This is a genomic window from Pedobacter sp. HMWF019 (assembly GCF_003061025.1).
Taxonomy (GTDB): domain Bacteria; phylum Bacteroidota; class Bacteroidia; order Sphingobacteriales; family Sphingobacteriaceae; genus Pedobacter.
This window is the reverse complement of record NZ_QAIL01000097.1, coordinates 1-17,744: the sequence shown is the minus strand read 5'-3', so window position 1 is coordinate 17,744 and position 17,744 is coordinate 1. Positions and strand designations below refer to the sequence as shown.

The following is a 17,744-nucleotide window of genomic DNA, read 5'->3' as shown; positions in this document are numbered from 1 at the left end:
CAAAACACACTAACAAATAAAAAACACCAACAAAAAATCAATATTTACTATAAAAAACATACAAAATCTTTATAAACACTTAAAATTAACTTTAAAAATTCAGCACTGTAATTTTTAGAACTAATTCTGTAATTTTGACGCTCTTGTAAAAAAGACCATGATTAAAAGAGAAAAAATAAAAAACCTGCTGGACACTACCGAATTTAATAGAGAGGTAACTGTTATGGGTTGGGTGCGTACGTTTCGCAACAACCAGTTTATTGCACTGAATGATGGCTCATGTATGGGTAACGTTCAAATTGTAGTAGACTTTAATAATACGCCGGAAGAACTCTTGAAAAGGATTACGACCGGCGCAGCTATTGCAGTTCAGGGTACTGTTGTTGAATCTCTGGGCAAGGGTCAGAAGATCGACATTAAAGCATCCTCTATAGAAATATTAGGAGATAGTGATCCTGAAAAATTCCCTTTACAACCTAAAAAACACAGCCTGGAGTTCCTTCGCGAAATCGCGCACTTAAGGTTCAGAACAAATACGTTTAATGCGGTATTTAAAGTACGCCATGCTTTAGCTTTTGCTATTCATCAGTTTTACAATGAGCGGGGTTTTGTATATATGCATACGCCTATCATCACAGCTTCTGATGCAGAAGGTGCAGGCGAGATGTTTAAGGTAACTACACTTGATTTTGACAACACGCCACGTACTGAAGATGGTCAGGTGGATTATTCTGAAGATTTCTTTGCACGTCCAACCAACTTAACCGTTTCAGGACAACTGGAAGGTGAACTTGCAGCAATGGCTTTTGGCCAGATTTATACTTTCGGCCCTACTTTCAGAGCAGAAAACTCCAATACGACCCGCCACCTTGCTGAATTCTGGATGGTAGAACCGGAAGTGGCTTTTGCTGATCTGGAAGACAATATGACTTTGGCCGAGGATATGCTGAAATATGTGATCAGCTATGCTTTGGAAAACTGCAAAGATGAACTGGAATTCCTGAACAACCGCTTACTGGAAGAGGAAAAATCAAAGCCTCAGAATGAGAGAAGTGAATTGTCTTTATTGGAGAAACTGAATTTCTGTTTGGGAAATGATTTTGAAAGGCTAACTTATACACAGGCTATAGCTATTCTAAAATCATCTAAACCGAACCAAAAGAAACAGTTTAAATACCTGATTGACGAATGGGGTGCAGATTTACAATCGGAACATGAGCGTTATCTGGTAGAGAAACATTTTAAAAAACCGGTGATCCTGACGGATTATCCAGCCGATATAAAGTCATTCTACATGCGTCAGAATGAGCCGGATGAGCAGGGAAGAAAGACTGTTGCAGCTATGGACATCTTATTCCCGGGCATTGGGGAGATCATTGGTGGTTCTCAAAGGGAAGAACGCCTGGATAAGTTAACGCAGCGTATGGAGGATTTAAATATCCCTCAGGAAGAACTTTGGTGGTTCCTGGATACGCGCCGTTTTGGTACTGCTCCACACTCTGGTTTTGGTTTAGGCTTTGAGCGTTTAACTTTGTTTGTAACCGGAATGACCAATATCAGGGATGTAATTGCTTTCCCTCGTTTCCCGAACAACGCAGAATTTTAAGATACGTTTTATCATAAAAAAGTCCTGTTATTGATTAACAGGGCTTTTTTATTGGAAGAATATTTTCTTAATGTCCTTGATTCAGATTGTCTGAGTAAGAATTTGCATGCGCATAATCTATAGAAGACACTTTATAATCTGTAGGTGCAAAACTTGCTGCTGTACTGAGCGCCATCCCCAATTCAAAACGAAGTGGATAAGGGGTCTGCAACAAACTGCCTTCAGGAATATAGGGGAAAGTTTCAATATAAGACTGTGTCAAGTTCTGTGCAATCCTTCTGTTGATATAAGCACGCGTAAGCTGATATGGATGATGTAAACCAGCTGCACCCAATAATTCAACTGCACTGGCCACGGTAAGGCGATGAAAGTTAAATACACGCACTTTTTTATCATCTACCACCAAACCTTTCATCAGACTCGGATCTTGTGTAGCTACGCCTGTAGGGCAGGTATTGCTGTTGCATTCCAATGCCTGGATACAACCCAGGGCAAACATCATGGCTCTTGCAGCATTACACATATCTGCGCCCAAGGCAATATTCTTCACCAGATCAAAACCGGAAGCCACTTTACCTGAAGCAATGATCTTGATGTGTTTTTTAATTCCGAAACCACTTAACACATCATATACGAAAGCAACACCTTCCCTCAATGGCATACCTACTGCATTGGAGAACTCTTGCGGTGAAGCCCCTGTACCACCTTCTCCCCCATCTACAGTGATAAAATCAGGATAGGTATTCATTTCTAACATGGCTTTACAGATGGCAAAGAATTCACTCTTACGGCCAATACAAAGTTTAAACCCTACAGGTTTACCACCGGAAAGTTCACGGAGCTTTTTAATAAAAGTAATCATTTCCGTTGGTGTAGTGAATGCAGAGTGCCCAGGGGGGGGAAATCACATCAAAACCTTCTTTAACCAGTCTGATCCTGGAAATCTCGGGCGTTACTTTTTTAGCTGGAAGGATACCTCCATGTCCGGGTTTTGCGCCCTGGGAGAGCTTAATTTCGATCATTTTGACCTGCTCCAGCTTAGAGCGCTCAGCGAAAGCATCAAAATTAAATGTTCCGTCATGATGACGGCAGCCAAAATAACCTGTTCCAATTTGCCAGATCAAATCTCCTCCTGGGTTCAGGTGATAATCACTGATTCCTCCTTCACCGGTGTTATGGGCAAAATTACCCATTTTAGCACCTCCATTGAGCGCCATGATGGCATTCTGACTTAATGAACCAAAGCTCATTGCCGAAACGTTATAGATACTGGCAGAATAAGGCTGCGCGCAGTCAGGGCCGCCAACCAATACCCGCGGATCTTCATTCAATTCATGATGGCTGATGGCCGATATGCTATGGCTTAACCATTCATACCCATTTTCATACACGTCAAGCTGGGTACCAAATGGAATCGTATCGTTTTCTTTTTTAGCACGCTGATAGATCAGGGAGCGGTTTAACCGGCTGAATGGCTTTCCATTGGTATCACTCTCTACAAAATATTGGTAAACTTTAGGCCGTAAATCTTCCATCAGATATCTCAAATGGCCCAATACGGGATAGTTCCTTACGATACTGTGTTTAGGCTGGTACAAATCATACACACCGAGGATTACAATTGGCCCTACAAAAACAAAGGCCCAGAAAAACGGGGGCCAGGCCAAACCTGTCATCACCGTAGCGGTGACCAGGAATGCAGCAATTGCGATAAATGCTTTTCTCATACTATCAAAATACTAAAATAACCCCAATAGTACGAGATTTCTCAAGATACAGACGAAAGTTTTTCATATTTTTACATATGCTAATCAAAATCTATCCGGAAAATCCTAACCCTAAAGCTATAGAGCAGGCGGTTGAAGTTTTAAAAAAAGGTGGGTTGATCATCTATCCTACTGATACAGTGTATGGACTGGGGTGTGACATCACCAATCAGAAAGCAATAGAACGGATTTGTCATTTAAGAGGCATAAAACCAGACAAGGCAAATTTTTCTTTTATCTGCTCTGATTTACGGCACATTTCTGATTACATCAAACCAATTGACACCACTACTTTCCGGGTATTGAAAAAGGCCTTACCTGGTCCTTATACTTTTATTTTGAATGCCAATAATAATGTACCAAAATTACTGAGCTCTAAAAAGAAAACAGTGGGTATAAGGGTACCTGACAATGCTATTGCGCAGGAAATTGTAAGACAATTGGGCAATCCGATCATCTCTGCTTCCATTAAGGATGATGATGAGCTGATCGAGTATTCCACAGATCCTGAACTGATCCACGAGAAATATGAAAATACAGTTGATCTGGTAATTGATGGTGGCTATGGAGACAATGAACCTTCTACAGTTATCGACTGTACTTCGGGCGATTTTGAGGTGATCAGGGAAGGAAAAGGAAGTTTGGAAGACCTGTTTTAGTCTCCCAAACTGTAGGTATTCTATTCGGAAATAGATTTCATGAATTTATGAATGCCGGCGGCAGATTTATCTTGCGAAAGGACCTTAACAAAGGCCGTTCCTATAATGGCGCCATTGGCAAACTGGCAGGCTTTATCGAAAGTTGCTTTATTGTTGATACCAAATCCAATCATGGTTGGATTCCTGAGTTTCATAGCAGCGATCCTGGCGAAATAGTCTTCCGTATTTTGAGAGACCTGCAGGTTTTTTCCTGTCGTTGCTGAAGAAGAGATCAGATAAACAAAACCTGTACTGAGTTCATCTATTTTCCGGATGCGTTCCTCAGAGGTTTGTGGTGTAACCAGGAAGATGTTACTCAGGTTGTATTGCTTAAAAATTTCCTGGTAATGCTCTTCGTATTCGGCCATAGGCAGGTCGGGAACAATACAGCCATCTACACCTACTTCTGCACAGGCTTTACAAAAATTTTCTACGCCAAACTGCAGCATTGGATTTACATAGCCCATCAGAAGAATGGGAATATTGATCCTGGAACGGAGGTCTTTTAATTGGTTAAAAAGGGTTTTTAGGTCCATTCCGTTTTCCAGTGCCTGTTTGCTGCTGGCCTGTATCACCGGGCCATCTGCGACAGGATCGGAATAAGGAAAGCCGATTTCCAGCATATCGGCTCCTGCCCGCTCAAGCTCTTCAGCAATCAGCAAGGTATCGCCCAGCTCGGGAAAGCCTGCTGTATAATAAATAGAAAGGATATTGGATGGTTTTTCCTGGAATAATTTATTGATTCTGTTCATCGTCTTGCTGATTATAGTCCAAAGTATTTCATATAGGTATCCATGTCTTTGTCTCCTCTTCCGGAAAGGCATACCACTACATTTTCATGGCCTGTAAAGGTCATTTTTTCTAAATACGCCAAGGCGTGTGCACTTTCTATAGCAGGAATAATACCCTCCAGCTGCGTACAAAGAAGTCCGGCCTGCAAAGATTCATCATCTGTGATTGATACATATTTACCTCTGCCCGTTTTGAACAAATGGGCATGCTGTGGTCCAATGCCTGGATAATCCAGTCCTGCAGAAACGGAAAAGGGCTCTACAACTTGTCCATCTTCTGTTTGCATCAGAATGCTTCTGCTTCCATGTAACACCCCTTCTTTACCCAGTGCGGTTGTTGCCGCAGAATGGCCACTGTTTACCCCTTGCCCCGCTGCCTCTACAGCAACCAGTTTTACGTTTTCGTCGTTAATGAAGTGATAGAACATGCCCATGGCATTGCTACCGCCACCTACACAGGCCAGAACATAGTCGGGCTGGTCGTTGCCGGTTTGTTCCTTCAATTGTTTTTTAGTTTCTTCAGAAATAATGGATTGAAAAATGGCCACCATATCTGGATAAGGGTGCGGTCCTACTACTGAACCAATAATATAGTGGGTGTCTACGGGATTATTTACCCAGTCACGCATGGCTTCATTGGTCGCGTCTTTCAGGGTTTTGGAACCTGAAGTGGCTGGAACAACTTTAGCCCCCAGCATTTTCATACGGGCCACATTCGGTGCCTGTCGCTGGATATCAATTTCTCCCATATAGACCACGCATTCCAAACCGCGAAGGGCACATACTGTTGCTGTCGCTACGCCATGCTGTCCTGCACCGGTTTCTGCGATAATGCGTTTTTTACCGAGGCGTTCGGCCAAAAGAATCTGACCAATGGTATTGTTGATTTTATGTGCACCGGTATGATTTAAATCTTCTCTTTTCAAAAAGATATTGGCATTGTATTTTGCAGATAAACGTTTGGCCAGGTACAAAGGCGAAGGTCTTCCTACATAGTCTTTTAGCAACTGATGGAATTCTTTTTTGAAAGATTCATCGTTAATGATCTTCAGGTAGTTCTGTCTGAGTTCTTCTACATTAGGATACAGCATTTCCGGGATGTAGGCACCGCCGAAATCTCCGTAATAGCCTTTTTCGTTGACAAAATAATTCATAGTCTTATTGATTTGATTCCACTTTCTGCTCAGCGGAACAGTTGATTTTTAAATTCTGTTAATTGCACTAAATTCTTAAGTCCTGGCTCCAGTTCAAATTTACTGTTGATGTCTATGGCATACAGGCGTTCGTCTTTGATCTTCCTGATCTCTTCTATACTGTCCAATCCAATCCCACCACTAAGAAAATAAGGTACATCCAGGTGGTAGTTTTCCAGAAGAGACCAATTAAAACGCTTTCCCGAACCACCATGGTCTGGTGTCTGGGTATCAAAAAGAAAGTAATCTGCGACAGTAACATAGGGAATCAAACTTTCAAAATCAAAAGATTCGTCAACGCCAAAAGCTTTGATGACTTCGGTTTCCGGGCTGAATGCCTTTAATTCTGCACAATAAGATGGACTTTCCTTTCCGTGAAGCTGCACTGCAGACAACTCAAATTCGACCAGGCGTTCCTGTACTTTTTCCATTTCTTCATCTACAAAAACCCCTGTTTTTTTGATTGATTTTGGTAGTTTCTTTGTAAATACAGGAGATAAATGAGCAGCATAGCGTTTAGATCTGGGATAAAAGATAAACCCCATATAATCTGGCACCAATGCGGAAACAGCCAGCATATTCGTAGGTTCACGCATTCCGCAAATCTTTAATTTTGGCTGTTTCATGATCCGATAAGTTGTTTAAAGCTGTTCAGGGCATTTTTACTAAGTAAAGATTCTTCGACCTCGTAAAAGCAGTCGGCAAAGGATCTGGAACTTTTGATGGTCTGAAGTGCCAGCGCAGCATTGCAAAGCACTACATTATTTTGGGCATCGGTTCCTTTTCCATTCAGGATATCGGTGAATATCCGCGCGGAAGATTCAACGGTATCTCCTCCTTTGATCTCTTGCTCGCTGATCTTTTCAAATCCAAGATCTGAGACTTTGATCATAGCCTCCCCTTTTGGACTGAAGGTTTTAATATCGCAGGTCAGCGAAATTTCATCAAAGCCACCTAAGGCATGAAGGATCGTATAGTTTTTATCGGTATCCTGGTATAAATAAGCATACAAGCGGGCCAGTTCCAGACTAAAAACGCCTACCAGCTGATTTTTGGGCTGAGCCGGATTACACATCGGCCCCAGCATATTAAAAAAGGTCTTCACCCCAAGCTCTCTTCGGATAGGTGCAACAGTTTTCATGGCTGGATTAAACAATGGCGCATGGATAAAACAGATGCCTGCTGTATCGAGACTACGTTTCAGAACATCCTGATCATTGGTAAACTGGTAACCCAGATATTCCATCACGTTGGAAGAACCACATCCAGACGACACCCCATAATTACCATGTTTTGCTACTTTGTTTCCTGTACCGGCGACCACAAAAGATGCCAGGGTAGAGATATTAAAGGTATCTTTTCCATCTCCCCCTGTCCCGCAAAGATCAATCAGTTCGTAATCAGAAAGATTGATTTTAACACAAAGATCCAGCATGGCATCGCGGAAGCCTTGTAATTCCTGTACAGTGATGTTCCGCATACCATAGGCAGTGATGAAGGCGGCAATCTGAGAAGTATTGTATTCGCCCAGTGCAATAGAAGTCAGGATCTTCTGTGCTTCAGCGCGGCTGAAACTTTTGTTCTCGAAAAGGTGGTTTAATATTTTCTTCATGGCTGTAAAACAAAAAAGGTTGCCTTTTATAGCAACCCTCAAATTATTTATATAAAATAAAACGTACAAAACAGGGTTACACTACGCGCTTGCGTTGTGCCACCACCAAATGTTAAGTCCGTTTGTTAATATCATCGTAAGGCAAAGATGGAATAGTTTTTATTATTTGCAAAACATTTCTTAAAATTATTGAGAATTATGGCATTATTTAAAAGAAAATCGCAGCTGGATGACGATCTTGGATTTGGCACCCGGCCGGTAAGTGCCAATCAAAGGTTGATGAATATCAATGGCACTTCTAATGTAAAACGTATTGGGCTGCCATTTTTCAGAACTTCCGACACTTATAACTGGCTGATCTCTATGACCTGGAAGAAATTCCTGCTGGTGATCCTTCTTGCTTATATAGTGGTAAATGTACTGTTTGCCTTTTTATATGTGACCATTGGGATACAGCATCTGAAGGGTGCGGACGGCATTACTCCAAGGGACCATTTTTTTGATGCTTTCTTTTTCTCTGCCCAGACCATTTCTACCGTAGGTTATGGACATATTAGTCCGGATGGTTTTCTGACGAGTATTGTAGCGGCCTTTGAATCTATGCTGGGCTTGCTGGCTTTTGCTTTGGCTACTGGTTTGCTCTACGGACGTTTTTCCAGACCGAATGCAAAAATCATTTACAGTCAGCACATGGTCATCGCTCCCTACAAAGGGATTAAGGGCCTGATGTTCAGAATGGCAAACCTGAGGAACAATCAACTGATTGAAGTGGAGGTTCAGGTGGTGATGTCTTATAATGAAACGATAGAGGGAAAGAAGACACGCCGGTTTTACCCCCTGGAACTGGAAAGGTCAAAGATCGGCTTACTGACCATGAGCTGGACAGTAGTTCATCCTATCGATGAAAACAGCCCTATTTATGATAAAACGGCTAAAGACCTTGCAGAAGCGGAAGTGGAATTGCTCATCATGGTGAAGGCCTTTGATGATACCTTTTCACAAACGGTACATACCAGAACCTCCTACCGGGATGAAGATATTGTACATCAGGCCAGATTCATCAATATTTTTTCTAACGACAGCAATGGCCAGACCGTAATGGATATGTCTAAAATTGGACATATTGAAAAATTGGAACCCAGCGAATAAAACGGAGATTTATTTGATCAGTGCCTTTTTCTCCTTGGTAAAATGATTATAGACCAGCTTATCGGCCAGAGCAGGCAGCAATTTATTGATCCATACCGTCAGTTTACCCTGGGCAGTCATCACCAGGGTTCGTTTGCGGGCAGAAATACCATCAACAATACGGCGGGCAACTTCTTCCGCAGACATCATTTTTCCTTCTTCCATACTGGTTTCTCCATGAGAGGCGCCATCTTTAGACAAGGCCGCTACACGGATATTGGAGGTTGTAAATCCCGGGCAGGCCACCATAACATGGACGCCTGTAGGTAAAAGTTCTGTACGTAAAGATTCCATAAAACCATTCATCGCAAATTTCGAAGCAGAATATCCTGTCCTGCCCGGCAAACCCCGATAGCCTGCAATGGAAGAAACGCCAATAATACTGCCCTTGGTTTTCAGAATTTCATCCAAAGCATATTTGGTGCAGTAAACGGTTCCCCAGAAGTTCACATCCATCAGATTTTTAAGAACAGATAAATCCAGCTCATTAAATAAGGCTCGCATAGACAGTCCGGCATTGTTGACCAGTATATCTATCTTATTAAAAGTGAGCAGGGCTTGTTTGACGATGCCTTTGCAATCTTCTTCTTTACTCACATCAGCCTGTACAGCTACCGCCTTGATGTTGTATTTTCTCTCCAGTTCAGCTGTGATTTCGCACAGATTTACATATTGTCTTGCAGCCAGAACAAGGTTTGCCCCGCGTTTTGCAAATTCTTCGGCACAAGCCTTACCAATGCCGGAAGAGGCGCCGGTAATCACTACAACTTTATTCTTAAATTCCATGGACTGTATTTAATTGGATGATCATCTGATGCTGGATTCGTAAGGTACCCTGGTTACAATAGAACGTCCTAATGTGATCTCATCAGCATATTCTAACTCTCCGCCAAAGGCAATACCCCTGGCGATAGTGGTGATGGGGATTTGAAAATCCTTGAGTTTTTTATATAAATAGAAAAGCGTGGTATCTCCTTCCATCGTAGCGCTGAGTGCCAGAATGACCTCTTTGATAGGCGTAGTTGCCACACGCTGGACCAGCGAATCAATAAAAAGATCTGAAGGGCCAATTCCATCCATTGGAGAGATTAAACCACCCAAGACATGATATACACCAAAATACTGCGAGGTGTTTTCTACAGCCATCACATCTCTGGTATCTTCTACCACGCAAATCACTTCTTTATCTCTTTTGGCTGCAGTACAAATTTCACAAATCTCCTGATCGGAGATGTTGTGACAAATGCTGCAATGTTTGATTTCGTTCCTGAGCCTGATCACAGAGCTACCGAAATGTTCTACTTCTTCCTTTTCTCTGTTTAACAAATGTAACACCAGCCGAAGTGCGGTCTTTTGACCTACTCCTGGTAGTTTAGCAAACTCATTAACAGCATCCTCCAGCAATTTTGAAGAAAAATTCATTTTACAAACTTATATAAATTGATTTAGCATTTGTGAGCAGCACAAAAAATATTTACGTTTTATAAATAATTCTAAACAGATGATTTTGCATTTTGATCTGCCTGAAAATGGCTACAGGGAAATTTATCTGCTCTTATTTGATTTTTAGAAGATGATTTTCTTACATTTAGAACCTAAAAACATACTATGAGTCCAGCGATACTTTTGTCTTTTTTAATCGGTTATTTTCTGATCCTGATTGTTATTGCCTTTGCCACTTCAAAGAAATCGTCTGACAACTCTACTTTCTTTATTGCCAACCGGAACTCAAAATGGTACCTGGTTGCTTTTGGTATGATTGGCACAGCTTTATCCGGGGTTACTTTCATCTCGGTTCCCGGAGAGGTAGGTGCACCCTCTGGTAATCAGTTCCAGTATTTCCAGTTTGTATTGGGTAATGCGATTGGCTTTATTATTATTGCTACCGTATTACTGCCTTTGTATTACAGGATGAAGCTGACCTCTATTTACAGTTACATTGAACAACGGCTGGGCTATTACAGCTATAAGACAGCAGCTTCTATCTTCCTGATCAGCCGGACTATTGGCTCTGCTTTCCGTTTATACCTGGTGGTGATTGTATTACAGCGTTTTATATTTGACAGTTATGGTATACCTTTCTGGGCTACAGTACTGATCTCTCTTGGTTTAATCTGGTCCTATACCTTTAAGGGGGGCTTAAAAACCATTATCATCACGGATACATTACAGACTTTTTTCCTGGTACTTTCTGTTTTCCTGACTTTATACTTTATCTGCAACAGCCTGGATTTAGATATCCCAAAGGCGTTTGAAACCGTTAAGAACAGTGGCTATTCAAAGATATTCTTTTATGAGGATTTCCTGACGAGCAATTTCCACTTTAGTAAGCAGCTGCTGGGCGGAATTTTTGTAACGATAGCAATGACCGGTCTTGACCAGGATCTGATGCAGAAAAACCTGAGTATGAAAACGATCAAAGAGGCTCAAAAGAACATGTTTACTTTTACAGGTGTATTTGTGGTTCTGAATATTTTCTTTTTAAGTGTTGGGGCCTTGTTATATATCTATGCAACAAAGAATGGGATTGCAATTCCTTTAGACCATATTACAGGTAAGCCGAGAACAGATTTCCTTTTTCCTGAGATCGCTTTAAATCACCTGAGTGTAATTCCGGCTATTGTTTTTATGCTGGGGCTAACGGCCGCTACTTTTGCGACAACGGATTCTGCTTTAACGGCTTTGACAACCTCTTTCTGTGTGGATTTTCTGCACATGGATAAGCGGGAGGATTCCAATTCAAAGGAGGCGGTAAAAAAACGTCATATGGTACATATTGGTTTTTCTATCGTTCTTTTCCTGGTTATTATCATATTTAATGCGGTGAACGATGAGTCTGTTGTGAAAGGGATATTTAAAGTTGCTTCCTATACTTATGGTCCGCTTTTGGGTTTATATAGTTTTGGCCTTTTTGTAAAAAGGGGTTTACATGATAAATTAGTACCTTTAGTCTGCATCCTCTCTCCTGCTGTATGTTATTTATTAAATGCATATTCTGCAGAGTTGCTGGGTGGTTATGTCTTTAGCGTAGAGTTGATCCTGGTGAATGGTTTGATCACCTTTATCGGGTTATTACTGATCAGTAAAAAAACAGATCTGCAAACAAAATTTTAGAACATTAATCTATTTAGAATGACAAGTGAAGAGAAAATAAGAAGTGCATTTGAAAATAAAAACTGGCAGGAAATTAAAGTAACTGACTCCTGGCAAATCTTCAAAATCATGGCTGAATTTGTGGACGGCTTTGAGAAACTGGCTAAAATTGGTCCTTGTGTATCGATCTTCGGATCTGCCAGGACTGCGGAAACGAATCCTTATTACGAGATTGCTGTAGAATGCGGAAGGTTGTTGACCGAACGTGGTTATGGCGTGATTACGGGCGGTGGTCCGGGTATCATGGAAGCGGGTAATAAGGGTGCTCATATGAATGGTGGTAAGTCTGTGGGTTTAAATATTGACTTGCCTTTTGAGCAGTTCCACAATAAGTATATTGACCACAATAAGCTCCTGGAATTTGATTACTTCTTTATCCGTAAGGTTATGTTTATGAAATATTCTCAGGGCTTTATTGTATTGCCTGGTGGTATGGGAACTATGGATGAGTTGTTTGAGGCGATTACCTTGATCCAAACGGGTAAGGTGGCCCGTTTCCCGATCGTTTTAGTGGGTAAATCTTACTGGAGTGGTTTGGTAGACTGGATCACAACGACCATGCTTCATAAAGAACACAATATTCATGCGGAGGATCTGAACCTGTTCCGTTTGGTGGATACTGCAGAGGAAGCTGCTGAGCATATTTTCAGGTTCTATGATAAGTATGTATTGAAACCGAACTTTTAGAGGGTGTTATTGTAGCACAAAATCTTAATACATCTGCTTCAAGGTTTAAGAAGGAGTGTTATTGTACCACAAAATCTTAATATATCTGCTCCAAGGTTTAAGAAGGGGTGTTATTGTACCACAAAATCTTAATACATCTGCTCCAAGGTTTAAGAAGGGGTGTTATTGTACCACAAAATCTTAATATATCTGCTCCAAGGCTAGCGCCGGCTTAGGCGCCCTGAAGGGGGCGCAAACCCGTCAAGGCCTTTCCGCAGATATATTAAGATTTTGTTTGCGCCATAAGCATGGGGGATATCCGGGCGGGGCGCAAAACGGAATACATAGAACAGTTCATTTAATAGATAGGAATCAAAGCTGCTCAATGGCTAATCCTGATCAGACAGGATAGTATAGATATTCTCCGTTGGCCGGCCAATAACAGCCTTATCACCAGACACAACAATTGGCCGCTCTATCAAAATAGGATATTCAACCATTGTGGAGATCCACTCCTCTTCAGAAAGATCCTTTCCTTTATATTTTTCTGTGTAAACAGACTCCGTTTTCCGAACAAGATCTTTTGCTTTAATATCCAGCTTTTTAACAATTGCTGTGAGTTCTTCCACCGAAGGCGTATTTTGCAAATAATTCACCACTTCAAATTCTTTTCCACTATCCTCCAAAATTCCCAAAGCAGTCCTGCTCTTGCTGCATCTGTTGTTGTGATATATTGTAATCATCGCTATTCAAATTATTTTTTTCTGCTATCCACTTAATTAAGCTTTCCTATTTCTGCTCTTTGTCTGCTCCATTTCGGTTTTCCACTCTACTGGTCTCCTTACCCCTTCTGTCGGGAGTGCTATCCATTCTTCAAAAATTGAGCTGCTTTGAGACTTTACTCTTTATCTGCTCTATACCGGTCTCCTTACCCCTTCTGTCGGGAGTGCTATCCATTCCTTAAAAATTGAGCTGCTGTGAGACGACATGCAAAGGTTTTGCCCTTCCGCAAAAGCTTTGAGACTTTACTCTTTATCTGCTCTATACCGGTCTCCTTACCCCTTCTGTCGGGAGTGCTATCCATTCCTCAAAAATTGAGCTGCTGTGAGACGACATGCAAAGGTTTTGCCCTTCCGCAAAAGCTTTGAGGAGTCGAATAGTAGTTCAATTTTTTAGAAATGGCTAACTCCGCCAGATACCACCAACTTCATGGCATCCGCCGCACTCATCTTCAAAGGCTTTATCTTGTCCTTACTCACCACATATACCTGACCTGCGAAAGAATAAGAAAAAGGGAAGTACACAATCGCTTCTCCAGGCAAATCAATCGCTGCAAGATCGCTTTGTGTTAAAAAACCAATCCGCTTCAGGTTACCTTCTACCTCTACCAATACCGGATGGTTAAACTTCTTTTCATCTCCAACAAAAGCTTCTGTTAAATCCTTAATAGAAGAATAAATAAACTTGATAATAGGGAGTTTATCGAGCATTTTCTGGAACCAGTTGTACATAGGTTCCGTTACAAAATTAGTCACAAAAATACCCGCAGCAAGGATGATCCCTACTACTAAAGCAAGACCGAGTCCAGGAATATTCCGGCTGGCGCCAGTTCTGGGATCAACACCAAGAATATTATTGACATTCAGCCAGCTATCTACAGTAGTTACACCCCATACCACAATAAAAATGCTTAATGCAATAGGCAAAACAATCAGCAATCCTTTAATCAGGTAATTTAATAATGCCCTTCCAATTCTGTTCATAACGTAATTCTAATCATCGTATAAATCTGTTTCCGGGTACAGATTTATTCCTGTTTATTCCTGCCGCAAAACTACTCATAAAAATAGATTCGTTTCACTCTTTGGGAAATATTCGTCAGGATCTCATAAGGGATGGTATGGATCTGTTTAGCCAGCTCCAAAATAGGGAGTTCATGACCAAATACCATCACTTCATCACCATTTTTAACATCCATACCCGTTACATCCAACATACACATATCCATGCAGATAGAACCAATTGTTGGAACCAGCTTACCTTTGACCAGCATCTGGCCAATACCATTTCCAAAGCCTCGGGTATACCCGTCGGCATAACCAATTTTTACGGTTGCAATTTGTCCGCCTTCTGGTAAGATGCCGTTACGGCTGTAGCCTATGGTTTCCATTGGCTTAATATGTTTAACCTGTGTAACCGTTGTTTTAAGGCTGGCCACCGTTTGCAATCCTCTGTTCTGTTCCAAACCTCCGTCATAGCCATACAACCCAATACCCAACCTCACCATATCAAACTGGGCTTCCGGATGTCTTGAAATCCCTGAGGTATTGGAAATATGCTTGATATAATCGTAATCCAGTTCCTGGCTAATTCTTTCTGTGATTTTTTTGAAAAGGTTAATCTGGTACCTGGTAAAATCATCATGACGGGCTTCTTCACTCCCCACCAGATGAGAGAAAACAGATTTTATTTTGATGCCATGAGCGTGCTTCAAGGTCTGCAGTAAGCCATCTACATCTGTTTCATCAAAACCAAGACGGTGCATGCCCGTATCTATTTTGATGTGCACGGGATAGTCATGTTCGTGGTCTGGCAAAAAGTTCAGGAAACCTTTCAGAATGTCCAGATTATACAATTCAGGCTCTAGTTTATACTTAACAATAGCCTCAAAAGCTGAAGGCTCAGGGCTCATGACCATAATTGGCATGGTAATCCCACCTCTTCTAAGTACTATACCTTCATCAGCATAGGCAACGGCGAGGTAGTCAATTTTATGGTATTGGAGCACATTGGCAATTTCAAAACTTCCGCTGCCATAAGAAAAAGCCTTTACCATAACCATGATCTTAACACCTGGTTTCAGCATAGATTTATAGAATTTGAGATTGCCGGCAAGGGCATTCAGATCTATCTCCAGCACGGTATCATGTATTTTTTGGGTGAGCAGTTTACTGATCCTTTCAAATTCAAATTTTCTCGCTCCTTTAACCAGAATAGTTTCATTGTTGAAGTGCAGACCAGGAAATTTTTCTATAAAATCAGGGGTACTGGCATAGAATTCCTTTTCTAAGTCGAAAAGGGCTGCAAAGGCCGAGATATTTGGTCCGATACCGATCAACCGGTTCAGGTGTTTTTGCCGGATCAGGGAGGAGATCTCTTCATAAAGCACTTCATTGCTTTTTCCCGTTTCAGGAAGATCAGACAGGATCAACGTTTTCTTGAGGTGCTGGTTCTGCAGGTTTAAAAAATCAAGAGCGATTGCAAGTGAAGAAATATCTGCACTATAAGAATCGTCAATAACCGAACACTGATTAATGCCATTTTTTAATTCCAGGCGCATTTTGACCAGTGTAAGCTTTTCAAGTCTAATATCCGCTTCGTCAGGACTGTAACCTAAAGCAAGCAGAGTAGCCCAACAGATGATACCATTTTCTACTGATGCGCGGTCACGGAAAGGGATCAGGCATTCGATTTCTTCTCCTTTATATTTTGCCCGGATATAACTCCGGCCATCTATTGGCTCAATGAACAAGACCCTTAGATCGGCTTCTGCAGAGGTGCTCCAGGAAAATTTTCTTTGTCCAGGCAGCTCTTTTGCAGTTAGTCCCATTGTATACTCTGGTGCATAAATAAGGAGTTCAGCACCTGCAAACAGTTTTAATTTTTCCAGTAGTTTTTCCTTCCCTGAAGAGAAACCTTCTGCATGGGCTTCTCCGATATTGGTCAGGATACCTATGGTAGGTTGTATAATTTCGGCAAGCGCCTCCATTTCTCCACTCTTGGAGATTCCGGCTTCAAAAAGCCCCATAGTATGTTCTTTTCCCATCTGCCAAACAGACAAAGGAACACCGATCTGGGAGTTAAAACTCTTTGGGCTTCTGACCAGATTATAATCTGTGGCAAGCAACTGGTACAACCATTCTTTGACGATGGTCTTACCGTTACTTCCTGTGATGGCCAGTACAGGAATATCATACAATTTACGGTTATAGGCGGCCAATTTCTGGAGCCCTTTGAGCACATTTTCTACCAGCAGGTAATTGGCATCGGAATAGACACCATTATAGTTCTGATCACTAATGACAAAATTCCGGATCCCATGCTCGTAAGCATCTTTAATATATTCATGCCCGTTTCTTTGTGCAGGTAAGGCAAAGAATAATGATGATTCAGGATCAATGACCGTTCTGCTATCGATCAAAAGGTTCTGAATTTGAGTATCTGGCTGAGTTATAGCCGAAGTTGCATGTAGGATTTGGGAAATGTGCTGAATAGTATAGATGAATTCCATTGTAGTCGTATGATAATGCCTTTTTGAATTGGATTATACACACGAAGGTAGCAAAAAGATGGCCAATGTTTGAGGTGCCAAACATCGGCCATTTGTAAATAAATGGAATTAATAGGCTGCCGTAAAGCGCTGCTGAGGATGTTGATTGTTTTCCAGTTCATCTACAATAACAACCGCTAAGTCTTCTACAGAAAGACTGCATTTGTTGTTCGCATCAAATACGGGCTGGTCTTTTCCTAAGCGATATTTACCGGTGCGTCCAGTTGTAATTCCAGGGTGCATTTCAATAGCTGGGCTAAAGAAAGTCCATTGAAAATCCGTTTCTTTTTTTAGAATATTCAGGTAATCTCTTGCTGCTGTGGCTCCGGCTTTATATGCTGCAGGGAATTCGGGTCCGTCTACCAGCTGCTGACCGTTAATTTCTAAACTTCCAGCTCCACCGATCACAATCAAACGTGGTTTAGCGGCATCTTTAACCGCTTTCTGGATAGCCTCTGACCCAGCAAGGAAATCATTGTAAAGGTTTGGGTTCGTCCAGCCTGCATTATAGGCACTAATCACCGCATCTTCATTTTTAACAGCATTCGTTAAGGCATTCGTATCCAATACATCAACCCCTTTAACAGTTAATTTCTCATTTTCCAATGTAATTTTCTCTGGCTGACGAACCAGGGCCAGAACCTCATGTCCACGGCTTAACAATTCTTTAAGGATACTGGTTCCTACAAAACCGCTTGCTCCTATTAGTGCTACTTTCATAATTTCACTTTTATATGTAAT

General features: G+C 41.5%; 15 protein-coding genes and 1 pseudogene. 5 read left to right on the top strand and 11 right to left on the bottom strand.

Annotation, left to right across the window (positions count from 1 at the left end; translation table 11 throughout):
- Positions 1-157 precede the first annotated feature (157 nt).
- Complete coding sequence (gene asnS, locus DBR11_RS06380) at positions 158-1,606, top strand: asparagine--tRNA ligase (protein ID WP_108550772.1); 1,449 nt, start codon at positions 158-160, stop codon at positions 1,604-1,606.
- Positions 1,607-1,673: 67 nt separating this feature from the next.
- On the opposite strand, the pseudogene DBR11_RS06375 reads toward asnS, so the two are convergent.
- Positions 1,674-3,333: pseudogene (locus DBR11_RS06375) on the bottom strand (FMN-binding glutamate synthase family protein).
- A 77-nt stretch (positions 3,334-3,410) separates the two neighbouring features.
- On the opposite strand from DBR11_RS06375, the gene DBR11_RS06370 reads away from it, so the two are divergent.
- Positions 3,411-4,031 (top strand): L-threonylcarbamoyladenylate synthase, encoded by a 621-nt coding sequence (locus tag DBR11_RS06370; protein WP_108550771.1) that lies wholly within the window; start codon positions 3,411-3,413, stop codon positions 4,029-4,031.
- A gap of 20 nt (positions 4,032-4,051) precedes the next feature.
- On the opposite strand, the gene trpA is transcribed toward DBR11_RS06370, so the two are convergent.
- From trpA to trpD, 4 genes are read right to left on the bottom strand one after another with little or no spacing between them, the layout of a single operon-like run.
- On the bottom strand, positions 4,052-4,822 hold the full coding sequence (gene trpA / locus DBR11_RS06365; RefSeq protein ID WP_108550770.1) for a tryptophan synthase subunit alpha: 771 nt from the start codon (positions 4,820-4,822) through the stop codon (positions 4,052-4,054).
- Between the two features lie 11 nt (positions 4,823-4,833).
- Complete coding sequence (gene trpB / locus DBR11_RS06360; RefSeq protein WP_108550769.1) at positions 4,834-6,015, bottom strand: tryptophan synthase subunit beta; 1,182 nt, start codon at positions 6,013-6,015, stop codon at positions 4,834-4,836.
- Positions 6,016-6,044: 29 nt separating this feature from the next.
- Positions 6,045-6,680, bottom strand: coding sequence for a phosphoribosylanthranilate isomerase (locus DBR11_RS06355; RefSeq protein WP_108550768.1), 636 nt, complete (start codon positions 6,678-6,680; stop codon positions 6,045-6,047).
- On the bottom strand, positions 6,677-7,666 hold the full coding sequence (trpD, locus tag DBR11_RS06350; RefSeq protein ID WP_108550774.1) for an anthranilate phosphoribosyltransferase: 990 nt from the start codon (positions 7,664-7,666) through the stop codon (positions 6,677-6,679). Before trpD ends, DBR11_RS06355 begins: the two co-directional genes overlap by 4 nt.
- A gap of 198 nt (positions 7,667-7,864) precedes the next feature.
- Here trpD and DBR11_RS06345 point away from each other — a divergent pair, with 198 nt between their 5' ends.
- Positions 7,865-8,815, top strand: a complete 951-nt coding sequence (locus DBR11_RS06345) for an ion channel (RefSeq protein ID WP_108550767.1) — start codon at positions 7,865-7,867, stop codon at positions 8,813-8,815.
- A gap of 9 nt (positions 8,816-8,824) precedes the next feature.
- Here DBR11_RS06345 and DBR11_RS06340 read toward each other — a convergent pair whose 3' ends face one another.
- Entirely contained in the window at positions 8,825-9,640 is an 816-nt protein-coding gene (locus DBR11_RS06340; RefSeq protein ID WP_108550766.1) for an SDR family oxidoreductase, read from the bottom strand.
- A 21-nt stretch (positions 9,641-9,661) separates the two neighbouring features.
- Positions 9,662-10,276: a recombination mediator RecR gene (recR, locus tag DBR11_RS06335; protein ID WP_108550765.1), complete on the bottom strand. Its 615-nt coding sequence runs from the start codon at positions 10,274-10,276 to the stop codon at positions 9,662-9,664.
- Positions 10,277-10,462: 186 nt separating this feature from the next.
- Between recR and DBR11_RS06330 the strand changes: the two genes are divergently transcribed.
- Together DBR11_RS06330 and DBR11_RS06325 are read left to right on the top strand one after the other, a co-directional pair.
- The gene (locus DBR11_RS06330; RefSeq protein ID WP_108550764.1) at positions 10,463-11,968 is read left to right on the top strand and encodes a sodium:solute symporter; all 1,506 of its coding nucleotides are present in this window, start codon (positions 10,463-10,465) and stop codon (positions 11,966-11,968) included.
- A gap of 18 nt (positions 11,969-11,986) precedes the next feature.
- Positions 11,987-12,694, top strand: coding sequence for a TIGR00730 family Rossman fold protein (locus DBR11_RS06325; protein ID WP_108550763.1), 708 nt, complete (start codon positions 11,987-11,989; stop codon positions 12,692-12,694).
- A gap of 368 nt (positions 12,695-13,062) precedes the next feature.
- On the opposite strand, the gene arsC is transcribed toward DBR11_RS06325, so the two are convergent.
- From arsC to DBR11_RS06305, 4 genes are all read right to left on the bottom strand, one after another.
- Complete coding sequence (arsC, locus tag DBR11_RS06320) at positions 13,063-13,416, bottom strand: arsenate reductase (glutaredoxin) (protein WP_108550762.1); 354 nt, start codon at positions 13,414-13,416, stop codon at positions 13,063-13,065.
- Between the two features lie 429 nt (positions 13,417-13,845).
- On the bottom strand, positions 13,846-14,436 hold the full coding sequence (locus DBR11_RS06315) for a DUF502 domain-containing protein (protein ID WP_108550761.1): 591 nt from the start codon (positions 14,434-14,436) through the stop codon (positions 13,846-13,848).
- Between the two features lie 71 nt (positions 14,437-14,507).
- Entirely contained in the window at positions 14,508-16,964 is a 2,457-nt protein-coding gene (locus DBR11_RS06310) for a bifunctional UDP-N-acetylmuramoyl-tripeptide:D-alanyl-D-alanine ligase/alanine racemase (RefSeq protein ID WP_108550760.1), read from the bottom strand.
- 108 nt (positions 16,965-17,072) lie between these two features.
- Positions 17,073-17,744 (bottom strand): NAD(P)-dependent oxidoreductase (locus tag DBR11_RS06305; protein WP_233260668.1); only part of this gene is annotated, 672 nt, incomplete at its 5' end.

Bases quoted from the DNA above. Each gene is read 5' to 3' on its own strand.
- DBR11_RS06315 (WP_108550761.1), bottom strand. From the start codon at position 14,436: ATGAACAGAATTGGAAGGGCATTATTAAATTACCTGATTAAAGGATTG.
- DBR11_RS06325 (WP_108550763.1), top strand. From the start codon at position 11,987: ATGACAAGTGAAGAGAAAATAAGAAGTGCATTTGAAAATAAAAACTGG.
- DBR11_RS06355 (WP_108550768.1), bottom strand. From the start codon at position 6,680: ATGAAACAGCCAAAATTAAAGATTTGCGGAATGCGTGAACCTACGAAT.
- DBR11_RS06340 (WP_108550766.1), bottom strand. From the start codon at position 9,640: ATGGAATTTAAGAATAAAGTTGTAGTGATTACCGGCGCCTCTTCCGGC.
- recR (WP_108550765.1), bottom strand. From the start codon at position 10,276: ATGAATTTTTCTTCAAAATTGCTGGAGGATGCTGTTAATGAGTTTGCT.
- trpA (WP_108550770.1), bottom strand. From the start codon at position 4,822: ATGAACAGAATCAATAAATTATTCCAGGAAAAACCATCCAATATCCTT.
- trpD (WP_108550774.1), bottom strand. From the start codon at position 7,666: ATGAAGAAAATATTAAACCACCTTTTCGAGAACAAAAGTTTCAGCCGC.
- DBR11_RS06330 (WP_108550764.1), top strand. From the start codon at position 10,463: ATGAGTCCAGCGATACTTTTGTCTTTTTTAATCGGTTATTTTCTGATC.
- trpB (WP_108550769.1), bottom strand. From the start codon at position 6,015: ATGAATTATTTTGTCAACGAAAAAGGCTATTACGGAGATTTCGGCGGT.
- DBR11_RS06345 (WP_108550767.1), top strand. From the start codon at position 7,865: ATGGCATTATTTAAAAGAAAATCGCAGCTGGATGACGATCTTGGATTT.
- arsC (WP_108550762.1), bottom strand. From the start codon at position 13,416: ATGATTACAATATATCACAACAACAGATGCAGCAAGAGCAGGACTGCT.
- asnS (WP_108550772.1), top strand. From the start codon at position 158: ATGATTAAAAGAGAAAAAATAAAAAACCTGCTGGACACTACCGAATTT.
- DBR11_RS06370 (WP_108550771.1), top strand. From the start codon at position 3,411: ATGCTAATCAAAATCTATCCGGAAAATCCTAACCCTAAAGCTATAGAG.
- DBR11_RS06310 (WP_108550760.1), bottom strand. From the start codon at position 16,964: ATGGAATTCATCTATACTATTCAGCACATTTCCCAAATCCTACATGCA.